A 12921-nucleotide genomic window follows, 5' to 3' on the forward strand; every position below is an offset into this window, starting at 1 on the left:
AGCAAGATAAAACCCTAAAACTGGAGGTAAGTATCATGAAATCGCTCATTCAAGCCGTTGTTATCGCCGCCGCTATCGCCGCTCCGGTCGCTTCGTTCGCACAAGCCAACCAGCCGGTGACCCGCGCTCAAGTGCGCGCTGAACTGGTTCAACTGGAAAAGGCCGGCTACCAGCCGGGCCACGCCGACCCGCACTACCCGGCTGACATCCAGGCTGCAGAAGCTCGCGTCAACGCGCAAAACGGCGTCGGCCAACCCGCAGCTAGCGGCTTCGGCGGTGTGAAGGCCGGTTCGTCGCAATCGAGCCACACCGTTGCAACGACTGACGCAAAGTCGGTCTACTTCGGTCAGTAAGCAGTAACAGGCAGCAAGCGGTTCGATAAGCACAGAGCAGTGTCGCCAGGCCGTCCGGCGACACGAACCGCAAGCGCTGCGTCAATAAGCGCGTCCGCGCGACGCGCACCCCGATTCAAATGAACTGGCCCGCGGCCGGGTATCCCCGAACGCGGGCCAGTTCACATCTGGTTACCTCCGTCATCGGGCTCCCGATGACTTCGCCCGGACCTTCGCGGTCTGGGCGCTTTTTCGCGGCGCAATCCGTGCGCCACGGCGAATCCTGGGATGACGACTTGAAGGACGGTCAGTCGCGTGCGATCAGGTTACCGACCTGACCGCGTCCAGTCACGAGACAGCTCGACAGGAAGCTCTCGCTCTGAGCACTCGCTCCAGCGTCTCCAAAGCCCTTCTTCAATGCATTCGATTTGACGAGCGCCGCGCCCTGGTGACACGTAATCGTGCCGACCTCACCGGCCTGCGCCCGCATCATCGCCCGATCCGCCATCAGATAGCCAAGCAAAAGCACCAACGCAATGTAAAACGCTTGTCGCATAGGTCGCCTCCTTTAGAAAGAGACTAACGCGAAGCGCGAAGGCACGGGCCTGGGGCTTTCCCGATTCCCGGCTATTCAATGATCCAGATTAAATCGGCAGTACTCCGCGCGATTCGTAGTGCATTGAAGTCATTCGGTTTTATTCACCGCGCAAAATCACGCGGCGCCAGGCAGTACGCGTTTACGCCTACAACCGTGCCTCAATCAGACGGAGCCTTTTTTCGATCGCATTGCGAACCAGCGCATTCGACGGCACCAACAGCAGCGACGACGCAATGATCCGATACACCGTATTGCGCGTCACTTTCGACACTTTCGCCGGATCGAGCCACGCGTCGTTATCCGCGAGCAGCAACAAGGTTTCGAGCCCGATCAGAATCGGCCACAGACAGGCGAGCCGCAAGCGCACCGCACCGGCCGGAATCGCGAGCGTATAGTCGAGCGCGGCCCGGAAGTGATCGAGCGTGTGGCGCAACAGCTTGACCAGCAACGGTCGCGCGCGCATCGAATTGGCCGGCTGCAATAGATCCTGCGCGCTCAGGCCGTGCTGATCGAGCATGCTCTGCGGCAAATAGCAGCGGCCGATCCGCAAATCCTTGCCGCAATCGCGCAGCACGTTGGTCATCTGCAGCGCCTTGCCGAATCGCACGCCACGCTGCGCCATCGTGTCGGGTTGCGCTTTCAGCGTGCCCAGCATGTGCGCGTAGGTCATCGTGGTCCAGAATTCGCCGACGCAGCCCGCGACCAGATACGTATAGCGATCGAGCTCGTCGTATTCGCGCAGCGCCGCGAGTTGGCCGGAACGTTCGTCGGGAAACGTGCGCAGATCGAATTCCATGCCCTCGGTCAGCGTCGTGACGATCTCGCGCACCGCCTTGCGATCCGACTCGTCCAGTTGCGCGAGCACGTCGAGCGCGGGGCCCAGCGATTCGAGCAGCACCTTTTCATCCGATTGCACCTGCTGGCCCGCGACCTCGGCCGCGATACGCTGGAACGCCGCGCTGTCGCCGGCCGCGCCGCTCACGCCGTTGATGCGGTCGCGCAGCGCGAGCAGCAACGCAAGACGCTGCTCGGGCGGAATCAACGAGGTATCGGCGATCGTGTCCGCGGCTCGCGCGAGCAGGTACGCGAGGCCGATCGGATCGCGCATGCCGACGGGCAGCACGCGCAGCGTGAGATAAAAGGAGCGTGAAACGCCTTTCAGGAGCGGACCGAGAAGAAAGGCCCGGGTCGGATTCGGCATGGGTTGGATCGGTTGCGAAGAGGCGGACAAACGGCCGCGGAAATCGGGAGCAGCCGAATTGTATACGCCGGCGCGCCCATGCCGCGCCGCCGCCGTCAGCCGCTCCTTCGCGCAGCGGTAGCTCAGCGCGATTCGAGACCCAGCAAGCCCACCGCGTTCTGCTTGAGAATCAGCGGGTGCACTTCTTCCCTGAAGCCGACTTCCTTGAAATCCGCGAGCCAGCGATCCGGCTGGATCAGCGGAAAGTCGGAGCCGAACAGCATCTTGCGCTTCAGCAGCGTATTCGCGTGGCGGATCAGCTCCGGCGAAAAATACTTCGGCGACCAGCCCGACAGATCGATATACACGTTCGGCTTATGCAACGCGATCGACAGCGCCTGCTCCTGCCACGGCCACGACGGATGCGCAATCACGACGTTCATGTCGGGGAAATCGGCGGCGACGTCGTCGAGATGGATCGGCTCCGAATACTTCAGCCGCAGCCCGCCGCCGGCACGCATGCCCGATCCCATGCCCGAATGGCCGCTATGAAACACGGCCGTCAGCCGATGCTCGGCGATCAACTCGTAGAGCGGATAGGCGAGCCTATCGTTAGCGAAAAACGCCTGCATGGTCGGATGAAACTTGAAGCCGCGCACGCCGTATTCCTCGATCAGCTTGCGCGCCTCGCGCACGCCCATCTTGCCTTTGTGCGGATCGATGCTGGCGAACGCGATCATGATGTCGCTGTTCTTCTGCGCGAATTCGGCGATCTCTTCGTTGGGAATCCGCCGGCGGCCGAGGTTCGCTTCGCAGTCGACGGTGAACATCACGAAGCCAATATTGCGCTGGCGATAATGCTCGATCGTCTCGGGAATCGTCGGGCGACGGCCGAGTTTGAGCACGGTGCCGAAGTACTTGTCGGCGGCTTCGTCGAATTCCTTGCCGAACAGATCCGGCGGCTGGCAACACGAGACTTCCGCGTGGACGTGCGTGTCGATCGCGACGAGTTGGTCGAGGTTCATTTAACGGCTCCTGTCAGCGCATCGCGCCCGATGCACGCGTGAAGTATCGCGTCACGCGCATCGGGCGCCTCAGATCACATCATCGTCTCGCATCGGCGTGCGCGACGATCACGTCGGCATCGCGCTGCGCGCTGTCGTGCATCGCGTCGACCAGCTCGGCGCGCTGCTTCAGCACCGCGCGCTGGTTGATCGAGCCTTTGTCGGTCACTTCGCCGAGATCGAGCGACGGCGGCACGTCCATCAGCCGCAGTCGCGCGATCGTGCTCGCGCTGCCGGTCGCGCCGCGGTTCAGCTTCTCGAGCAACGCGACGAAATGCGCGCGCACCGCCGGCGCCTGCACGACCTCGCCAGCACTCGCCGCCACGGGCAGACCCGCGAGCCGCCGGCAATCGTCGAGCCGCGGAAACACCAGCAAGCCGATGTCGTCGCGATTCATGCCGGTCACGACCACGTCCTGCACGTACGGCGCGCCTTCGGAAATCACCCGCGCTCGCATCGGCCCGACGCTGACGAAGGTGCCCGAACTGAGCTTGAAGTCCTCGGCGATACGTCCGTCGAACAGCAGCCCCAGTTCCGGCCGCTCGATATCGACGAAGCGCACTGCGTCGCCGCTGCGGAAAAAGCCTTCCTCGTCGAACGAATCTTCGCGCTCCGCCGCGCTCGCGCGCCAATAGCCGGGCATCACGTGCGGACCGCGATAACGCGCTTCCAACTTGTCGCCGACCGGTTCGAGCTTGACCTCGCAGCCATGCGCGGGCAGGCCCACATAGCCCGCGCGCATCACCGGACCGGTCGTGAACATGCACGACGGCGACGTCTCCGTCATGCCGAGCCCCGCCATGATGCGGATACGCTCGCCGCAATGATTCTCCGTCACGCGTTCGAGCCGATCCCACGCGGCTTGCGACAGGCCCGCGCCGGAGAAGAAATACAGCTTCACACGCGAGAAAAACGTCTCGCGCAGCACTTCGTCACGCTCCAGCGCAATCGCCAGTTCTTCCCAGCCCTTGGGCACGTTGAAGTAAATCGTCGGCGCGATTTCGCGCAGATTGCGCAGCGTTTCGTCGAACTTGCCGTTGACGGGCTTGCCGTCGTCGATATACAGCGTGCCGCCGTTGTAGAGCGCGATGCCGACGTTATGACTGCCGCCGAACGTGTGATTCCACGGCAGCCAGTCGACCAGCACCGGCGGTTCCTTCGCAAACTCGGGGAACGTTTCGAGCAGCATCTGCTGATTGCTGCACAGCATGCGATGCGTGGTCGGCACGGCCTTCGGCAGTTTGGTCGAGCCGGACGTAAACAGGAATTTCGCAATCGCGTCCGGGCTGATCGCCGCATGAACGGCGTCGACTTTGGCTGGAGTCGTGTTCAGCAGCTCGCTGAACAGGCTCACCTTGTGCGTGTTCCGCGGCTCGCGCGGCCCAACGACACTGACGATTTCCACATCAGCCGGCACCACCGCTTCGATCGCTGCCGCGAACGTATCGTAGTGGCTCGCGAACACGAGGCCCGGCGTGAGCAGCTCGATCGTATGACGCAGCTTGCCGAGGTCGCCGGATGCGAGCGCATAAGCCGGCGAAATCGACGAAAACGGAATGCCCGCCCACATCGCGCCGAGCATCAGTTGCAGATGGTCGAGATCGTTGCCGGACAGAATCGCGATCGGCCGCTCGGCCGACAGATTGCGCGCGAGCAGCGCCTCGCCGATCGCACGTGCACTCTGCAGCGCGTGCGCATAGCTGAGGCCGATCCACTGTCCGTCGCTGCCGCGCCGCGCGGCGAGCCAGCGCTCGGGATGCGCGCGCGCACCGCTTTCGAGCCGCTCGGTCATCCGCTGCGGATGCTCGCCGAGCGCTTCGGTCGCTTTCAGATACCACGTGTCGCCCTGCCGCCGCAGATGCAGCGACGACGTGCCGATCAGCGCGTCGCGGTATGGCGTCGGCCGGCCGGCGGCATTCGACGCAGTATTCACTTGTGTCGGCTCGGAATGCAAAGCCTGTCTCCTTTGTCGATTCCATGCGCGCCGCCTCGTGGCGGCGTCGGGTGCGCCGCGTCGTCGCGCGGCGCGCCTCTCCTGATTGATTCGGTTTACTACGTGAACGACGGGTGTTCAGATCGGATAATGACGCGGCCCGGTCTGAACCGTGATCCAGCGCAGATCGGTGAATTCGGCAATCGATGCCTTGCTGCCGAAGCGCCCATAACCGCTCTTCTTCACGCCGCCGAACGGCATCTGCGCTTCGTCGTGCACGGTCGGTCCGTTGATATGGCAGATGCCCGATTCGACGCGCTTCGCCAGATTCAATGCGCGCGCGACATCACGACTGAAAATCGCCGCGGACAGGCCGTATTCGCTGTCGTTGGCGACGCGAATCGCTTCGTCGTCGCTATCGACGCGCTGCACCGTGACCACCGGCCCGAACGATTCGTCCGCGTACAGCTTCATTGCGGGCGTAATGCCGTCGACGATCACCGGCTGCATCGCCGCGCCTTCCACCGTGCAACCCACCGGCAAACGCGCGCCCTTCTCGCGCGCATCGTCGACAAGCGCCTTCACGCGCCGCGCTGCCGCTTCGCTTTCGAGCAGGCCGAGCACGGAATCGGCGGCGGCCGGATCGCCGGCCTTCAGCGTACGCGCCTTCGCCGCGAGCTTCTCGACGAACGCGTCCGCCACCTTGCGATCGACGATCACGCGTTCCGTCGACATGCAGATTTGCCCCTGGTTGAAGAACGCGCCGAACGCGACGCCTTCGACCGCCGCGTCGAGATCCGCGTCGTCGAGCACCAGCACCGGCGCCTTGCCGCCGAGTTCGAGCAGCGCGGGCTTCAGATGCTGTGCCGCGTGTTGCGCGACGATGCGGCCGACGCGCGTCGAACCCGTGAAGTTGACGCGCCGCACCGCCGGATGCGCGATCAGACGCTCGACGACGGCCGGCGCATCTTCGGCCGAATGGGTAATCACGTTGACGACGCCGTCGCCGAGACCCGCATCGTGCAACACGCTGCCGATCAGCCGATGCACGCCCGGACAGCCCTCGGACGCCTTGAACACCACCGTGTTGCCGCACGCGAGCGGCATCGCCAGCGCGCGCGTGCCGAGAATCACCGGCGCATTCCACGGCGCCATGCCGAGGACCACGCCGCACGGCTGACGCACCGCCATTGCGAGACTGCCCGGCACGTTCGACGGAATCACGTCGCCGTCGATCTGCGTGGTCATCGCGGCGGCCTCGCGCAGCATGTTGGCCGCGAGCATCACGTTGAAACCGTACCAGTTCGGCATCGCGCCGGTTTCGGCACGGCCGGTTTCGATGAACTGCGCGGCACGCGCATCCATCAGATCGGCCGCGACGAGCAAGCGCTTGCGGCGCTCGCCCGGCGCAAGCGCCGACCATGCCGGAAAGGCACGCGCCGCCGCTTCGACCGCCGCGTCCACGTCGGCCAGCGTTGCCGCCGCCGCGCGCGACGCGACCCGGCCGTTCGCCGGATCGATCCGCTCGAAGGTCCTGCCGTCCGACGCGCCGCGGCTCTCGCCGCCGATCAGTAAAGTCACGTCCTGCATCGTGTCGTCTCCTCGCCTGTCTCTCTGTCGGTTATTTGCGTGGACAGGCGGCTCAGCGCTTGTAGGCCTGCAGGCCCGGCTTGATCGACTTGTCGTCGAGGAACTGCTTCAGACCCTGCTCGCGACCGTGCTCCGGATCGCGCAGTTGCGCCTGATCGAGCTTCGCGTAGAGGTAGTCCTCGTTCTGCTCCCACGTCAGTTCACGGCTGCGCTTGAAGCCATGCTTGGCCGCGCGCAGCACCACCGGGTTCTTGTCGAGCAGCTTGGCGGCGAGCTTGCGCGTCACGTCGCGCAACTCGGCGCGCGGCACGCTCTGGTTGACGAGACCCATGTTGGCCGCCTGCTGGCCCGTGAAGGTATCGCCGGTCATGATGTAGTAAAGCGCCTGACGATGTCCGACCGTATCCGCCATCGCCTTGCTGACGAGGTTGCCCGGCGGGATGCCCCAGTTGATTTCGGAGAGGCCGAACACCGCTTCGTCCGCGGCGATCGCGAGATCGCACGCGACGAGCGGCGAGAAGCCACCGCCGAAGCACCAGCCGTTGACCATCGCGATGGTCGGCTTCGAGTACATGCGCAGCAGTTGCCACTGCCAGCGCGACGCGTCGCGGCGAATTTTTTCCTGCAGGATTTCCGGGCCCGCGTCGACTTCGCGAAAGTATTCCTTCAGGTCCATGCCGGCGGTCCACGCATCGCCTTCGCCCGTCAGCACCAGCACCTGCGCTTCGGCGTCGAGTTCCACCGCTTCGAGCACCTCGATCATTTCGCGGTTCAGCGTCGGATTCATCGCGTTGCGCTTCTCCGGACGATTGAACGTGACCCACGCGATACCTTCCGCGACTTCAACCTTGACTGCTTTCCAACGGCCTTCGTAATTCATCTGCTTTCTCCGTGAACGATGGCCGCGACGGCGGCCTGATGAGTGCATTTAATATCAGGTTGCCTGATATGTAAAGCGGAATTTCGGGACGTCGGGGCAAACCCCTACGCGCGTTTTTACGTAGGAAAATAGGCGCTTGCTGCGGTCGTTGCGCGCGACACGCTAAGATGCGGGCTAGACCTCTTATCCGGTACGTCATGAACAAGAATCAGAAGCCGTCCGCCGAACCCAGCGCAGCCCGCAACCGTCGTCCGAGCCTGCGCCTGACCTATGTCATCGGCAGTCTCGATCGCATTCTCAGGCGCCGCATGAGCGAAGCGCTCGCGCCGCTCGGTCTCACGCTCGCACAGTTCACCGCGCTGTCGGTGCTGGAGGCGAACGGGCGAGCGTCGAATGCGCAGGTCGCGGAACGCTCGTTCATCACGCCGCAATCGGCCAACGAGGTGATGAACGCGATGGCGGCTCGCAACTGGGTGAGCCGCGAGCCGGACCCGACGCACGGCCGCATCGTGTTGCTGCAGCTGACCGAAGAAGGCCGCGCGGTGCTGCGCGACTGCGAACAGGCGGTCAAGGCGATCGAGAAGCAGATGCTCGACGACCTCGGCGTCGACACCGCCGCCAGCGTGCAAACGCACCTCGAAACCTTCGTGCGCAACCTGCGCGGCTGAGTTTCCTACTCCTTCCCGCCGCTCCCCGTTCTTTCCCGCCCAGCCGTTCACTAGGTGTTTTCACCGAACGGTTAACGCTTGTTTTATCAGCCTACCTGATATTAAATCCACTCCACGACGCGACGGGCGACGGTTCGTCACATCGCATCGAGGCCTACGCGCCGGCAGGTGGATGTCGAACCGATGCGCCGTCTGTCGCGCGATCCGCAAGCGTCCCACCACGACCTTGATGCCAGTCTGAACTCCGCACCACCGCCGTATGCTGTCCACCCCGGCCGCTACGGCGCCGACCCTGCGCTCATGCGCACGGCCGGCCTTCGCAGTACGTCGACATACCCGCAGCACCGGAAAGCCAAGCCATTTAATAAGGATCACTAACGTGAAAAGAGCCGCCACTTTCTCTTCTACTCCCGATGCCGCCGCGCCGCCGCAATCCACACCGGGCGGTGTCGCGCTCACGCTCGGCCTGTGTTTCGCGCTCGCGCTGCTCGAAGGGCTCGACCTGCAGTCGGTCGGTGTCGCCGCGCCACGCATGGCGCGCGAGTTTGGCCTGTCGGTCGCGCAGATGGGGCTCGCGTTCAGCGCCGGCACTTTCGGCCTGCTGCCGGGCGCGATGTTCGGCGGACGGCTCGCGGATCGCATCGGCCGCAAGCGCGTGCTGGTGATCTCCGCCTGTCTGTTCGGACTGCTGTCGATCATGACCGCGCTGGTCGCCGACTTCCACACGCTCGTGCTGGTGCGGGTGCTGACCGGCATCGGCCTCGGCGGTGCGCTGCCCAACCTGATCGCGTTGTCGTCGGAAGCGGTCGAGCCGCATCGGCGCGGCACCGCGGTCAGCGTGATGTATTGCGGCATTCCGTTCGGCGGCGTGATCGCCTCGGTGATCGGCGTGCTGAGCGCGGGCGACGCCGACTGGCGCCACATCTTCTACGTCGGCGGCGCCGGGCCGCTGTTGCTGGTGCCGCTGCTGCTCCTGTTCCTGCGGGACTCGAGTGCATTCACGAAGGCCTCGCACGACGGCCGCATCAAGCCCGCGCCGATCGGCGAGGTGCTGTTCGGCGGCACGCGCGGTCTGTCCACCGTGCAGATCTGGGTCAGCTATTTCTGCACGCTGATCGTGCTGTATTTCCTGCTCAACTGGCTGCCGTCGCTGATGGCCGCACGCGGTCTGTCGCGCGCCGAAGTAGGCTACGTGCAGATCTTCTTCAACGTCGGCGGCGGCCTCGGCACCTTGCTGATCGGCATGCTGATGGACCGGATCCGCCAGAGCCTCGTGATCGGCGGCATGTATGTCGGCATCATCGCGTCGCTCGCGGGGCTGTCGGTCTCGCCCGGTTTCGGCGCGCTGGTGGCCGCCGCGTTCTTTGCGGGCACCTTCGTGGTCGGCGGCCAATCGGTGCTGTATGCGCTGTCCGCGGCGTTCTATCCGACCGCGATGCGCGGCACCGGCGTCGGCGCGGCAGTCGCCGTCGGCCGCATCGGCTCGGTGGTCGGGCCGCTCGCCGCCGGTCAGTTGCTGGCGATGGGCCGCAGTTCGTCGACTGTGATCGGCGCGAGTATTCCGGTCACCGTAATCGCCGCCGTCGCCGCGCTGCTGTTGCTGCGCCGCCCGCGCGCCGCCGACTGAGCCGGTCCGCGTCGCACCTCGATACACAACCACAAAACCTAATCACAACAACAGCTTCATCAACGGTCTGGAGATCTCACTCATGCAAGCACCCGCACGTCTTCTGCTTTGCGGCGCGTTGTGCGCCGTCAGCGGCGCGGCATTGGCGCAATCGAGCGTCACGCTGTACGGCATCGTCGACACCGGCATCGAATATGTTTCGCACGCCAACGCCGAGGGCAAGAGCGTGGTCCGCATGCCGGGCGTCACCGGCGAATTTCCGTCGCGCTGGGGCTTTCGCGGCAATGAAGATCTCGGCGGCGGCTATAGCGCGATCTTTACGCTCGAAAGCGGCTTCAATCTGCGCGGCGGCGATTCGGGTCAGGGCGGCCGGCTGTTCGGACGCCAGGCGTTCGTCGGCGTGAAGAGCCCGTACGGCACGCTGAGCTTCGGCCGTCAGTACACGATGACTTACCTCGCGCTGCTCGGCGCGGACATCATCGGCCCCGACATCTACGGTCTCGGCTCGCTCGACGCCTACGTGCCCAACGCGCGCGCCGACAATTCGGTCGCCTACACGGGCAGCTACGCCGGCGTCACCTTCGGCGCGAGCTACTCGTTCGGCCGCGACTCGGCGGGCACCGGCAATTCGCCAGGCCAAGGCACCTGCACCGGCTCGGTGGCGGGCCGTCCGACCGAATGCCGCGACTGGTCGGTGATGCTGAAGTACGACGCGTCGATGTTCGGCGTCGCGGCCTCGTATGAAGAGCAGCGCGGCGGCAGCACCGCGGCGGCGAATTTCTTCGACGGCGTCGCGCCGATCCCGCTGATCGACGCGGCCGACAAAGACACGCGCGCGCACGTCAGCGCGTACGCGAACATCGGCAAGCTGAAGGTCGGCGCGGGCTGGCTGAACCGCCGCGTCGAAACAACGTCGATCGCGCTGCCGGACGTGCGCTCGAATCTGTACTTCGTCGGCGCGTCGTACTTCGTGACGCCGGCTTTCATCGTCGACGGCGAGGTCTATCACATCGGCAACAACGAGCACGACACGCGCGCGACGATGGGCACCTTGCGCACCACCTACCTGCTGTCGAAGCGCAGCGCGATGTATGCCCAGGCGTCCTATCTCGGCAACAGCGCGAAGGCGCGCTATTCGGTCAGCGGCGGTGGCGGCGGCACGACGCCGGCGGCAGGCACCGGCCAGACCGGCGTGATGGTGGGCGTTCGTCACTCTTTCTAACGACAGGCAGCTTGCCTCGACAGGAGACATCGAATGAAAGGCACGTCTATCGCAGTCGCCGCAGCCGCGGCACTCGCACTCGCCGCATGCGGCAGCAGCGATGTGGAAAACGCAGGCAACACCAACGGCAGTAGCGGCAACAGCAGCACCGGCACGAGCGCCAACGCGACCGCGTTGCCGCAACTGAGCGCGGCGACGCCGGCCACGCTCGCGAGCACCTGCGCGGCGCTGGCCGCGAGGCTCTCGTATGCGAACACCACGTTCGCGACGGTCACCGACGTCGCCGCCGGCACGCTGACGGTGGCCGGCAAGCCGATCGCCGAGCACTGCCTGATCCAGGGCAGCATGAATCAGCGCGTGAGCAGCGTCGACGGTAAAACCTACGCGATCGGCTTCGAAATGCGCCTGCCGCTCGCGTGGAACGGCCGCTTCTTCTATCAGGCCAACGGCGGCCTCGACGGCAACGTCGTCACCGCGACCGGCGAGATCGGCGGCGGCGGACCAACCAACGACGCGCTGAACATAGGCTTCGCGGTGATCAGCTCGGATGCCGGCCATAGCTCTTCGCAGAACCCGCTGTTCGGTCTCGATCCGCAGGCGCGCCTCGACTACGGCTACAACGCGGTCGCCACGCTCACGCCGATGGCCAAGCAGGTGATCAGGCTCGCCTACGGCAAGGGCCCGGATCGCAGCTACTTCGAAGGCTGCTCGAACGGCGGACGGCATGCGCTGGTGGCCGCCGCGCGCTCGTCGGCGGAATACGACGGCATCATTGCCGGCGACCCGGGCTTCCATCTGCCGAAAGCGGCGATCGGCGAAATGTGGAGTGCGCAACAGCTCGCGAAGGTCGCGACCGCCACCACCTCGGGCGGTCTGCCCGACATCACCACCGGCTTCACGGCAACCGAACGGCAGATGGTCGCCGCGAAGATTCTGGCCAAATGCGATGCGCTCGACGGTGCCACCGACGGCCTGATCCAGGACATTAAGGCATGCCAGGCAAACTTCAGCCTCGCGACCGACGTGCCGACCTGCACCAACAACGTGCGCGACGGCACCTGCCTGACCACCGCGCAGAAGGACGCGATCGGCAACGTGTTCTCGGGCCCGCGCAACAGCACGGGCGACGCGCTGTATGCGAGCTTCCCGTACGACGCGGGGCTCGGCAACGGCTGGTCGGCGTGGAAGCAGTCGAACTCGATCACGCTCGACCCGGCCGCCGCCGCGTTCACGTTCACGACGCTGCCGCAGAGTGCGTCGATCCTGAGCCAGTTGTCGACGTATGCGCTGAACTTCAGCATGGACAACGACGCGCCGAAGATTTTCGCGACCGGCGGCGTCTATACCGAGTCGTCGTGGTCGTTCATGACGCCGCCCGACGAGACCAACCTGAGCGCGCTGAAGCAGCGCGGCGCGAAGCTGATGGTCTATCACGGCACCAGCGACCCGGTGTTTTCGTCGAACGACACGACCGACTGGTATCAGCGCCTGACGGCAGCCAACGGCGGCGATGCGTCGAACTTCGCGCGGCTCTACACGATCGCCGGCATGAACCATTGCAGCGGCGGTCCGAGCACCGACCAGTTCGACATGCTGACGCCGATGATCGCGTGGGTCGAGCAGGGCACGGCGCCCGACAGCGTGATCGCGAGCGCGCGCGACGCCAGCAGCGCCTCGCCGAACAGCGACGTGCCGTCGAGCTGGGGCGCCGGACGCACGCGGCCGCTGTGCCCGTATCCGAAGGTCGCGCGCTACAAGGGTGGCGACATCGATTCGGCGAGCAGCTTCGCGTGCAGTTGAGTTGACGCGGGCGAGGTGCCGAAGCGC

At 65.1% G+C, this 12921-nt stretch carries 11 protein-coding genes; 5 read left to right on the forward strand and 6 right to left on the reverse strand.

Annotated elements, in window-relative coordinates:
- Window positions 1-35: 35 nt before the first annotated feature.
- Window positions 36-353 carry a DUF4148 domain-containing protein gene (locus HHL14_RS16625; RefSeq protein WP_169498708.1) on the forward strand — a complete coding sequence of 106 codons (318 nt, stop codon included), beginning with the start codon at window positions 36-38 and terminating at the stop codon, window positions 351-353.
- Window positions 354-639: 286 nt separating this feature from the next.
- On the opposite strand, the gene HHL14_RS16630 is transcribed toward HHL14_RS16625, so the two are convergent.
- The 6 genes from HHL14_RS16630 to HHL14_RS16655 form a co-directional block, all read right to left on the reverse strand.
- Complete coding sequence (locus HHL14_RS16630) at window positions 640-888, reverse strand: hypothetical protein (RefSeq protein ID WP_169498709.1); 249 nt, start codon at window positions 886-888, stop codon at window positions 640-642.
- A gap of 187 nt (window positions 889-1075) precedes the next feature.
- A complete protein-coding gene (locus HHL14_RS16635) occupies window positions 1076-2131 on the reverse strand; it encodes a phytoene/squalene synthase family protein (RefSeq protein WP_169498710.1) in 1056 nt (351 codons plus the stop codon).
- A gap of 122 nt (window positions 2132-2253) precedes the next feature.
- On the reverse strand, window positions 2254-3135 hold the full coding sequence (locus tag HHL14_RS16640; protein WP_169498711.1) for an amidohydrolase family protein: 882 nt from the start codon (window positions 3133-3135) through the stop codon (window positions 2254-2256).
- A gap of 79 nt (window positions 3136-3214) precedes the next feature.
- Window positions 3215-5128 carry a feruloyl-CoA synthase gene (locus HHL14_RS16645; protein WP_169498712.1) on the reverse strand — a complete coding sequence of 638 codons (1914 nt, stop codon included), beginning with the start codon at window positions 5126-5128 and terminating at the stop codon, window positions 3215-3217.
- Window positions 5129-5245: 117 nt separating this feature from the next.
- A complete protein-coding gene (locus tag HHL14_RS16650; RefSeq protein WP_169498713.1) occupies window positions 5246-6697 on the reverse strand; it encodes an aldehyde dehydrogenase in 1452 nt (483 codons plus the stop codon).
- Between the two features lie 52 nt (window positions 6698-6749).
- Entirely contained in the window at window positions 6750-7577 is an 828-nt protein-coding gene (locus HHL14_RS16655) for a p-hydroxycinnamoyl CoA hydratase/lyase (protein ID WP_169498714.1), read from the reverse strand.
- Between the two features lie 197 nt (window positions 7578-7774).
- Here HHL14_RS16655 and HHL14_RS16660 point away from each other — a divergent pair, with 197 nt between their 5' ends.
- From HHL14_RS16660 to HHL14_RS16675, 4 genes are all read left to right on the forward strand, one after another.
- A complete protein-coding gene (locus tag HHL14_RS16660) occupies window positions 7775-8245 on the forward strand; it encodes a MarR family winged helix-turn-helix transcriptional regulator (protein ID WP_230413078.1) in 471 nt (156 codons plus the stop codon).
- A gap of 379 nt (window positions 8246-8624) precedes the next feature.
- Complete coding sequence (mhpT, locus tag HHL14_RS16665; RefSeq protein ID WP_169498716.1) at window positions 8625-9872, forward strand: 3-(3-hydroxy-phenyl)propionate transporter MhpT; 1248 nt, start codon at window positions 8625-8627, stop codon at window positions 9870-9872.
- A gap of 82 nt (window positions 9873-9954) precedes the next feature.
- The gene (locus tag HHL14_RS16670; protein WP_169498717.1) at window positions 9955-11094 is read left to right on the forward strand and encodes a porin; all 1140 of its coding nucleotides are present in this window, start codon (window positions 9955-9957) and stop codon (window positions 11092-11094) included.
- A gap of 33 nt (window positions 11095-11127) precedes the next feature.
- Window positions 11128-12894 carry a tannase/feruloyl esterase family alpha/beta hydrolase gene (locus tag HHL14_RS16675; protein WP_169498718.1) on the forward strand — a complete coding sequence of 589 codons (1767 nt, stop codon included), beginning with the start codon at window positions 11128-11130 and terminating at the stop codon, window positions 12892-12894.
- The last annotated feature ends 27 nt before the right edge of the window (window positions 12895-12921 follow it).

It is taken from the genome of Paraburkholderia antibiotica (genome assembly GCF_012927125.1).
Taxonomy (GTDB): domain Bacteria; phylum Pseudomonadota; class Gammaproteobacteria; order Burkholderiales; family Burkholderiaceae; genus Paraburkholderia; species Paraburkholderia antibiotica.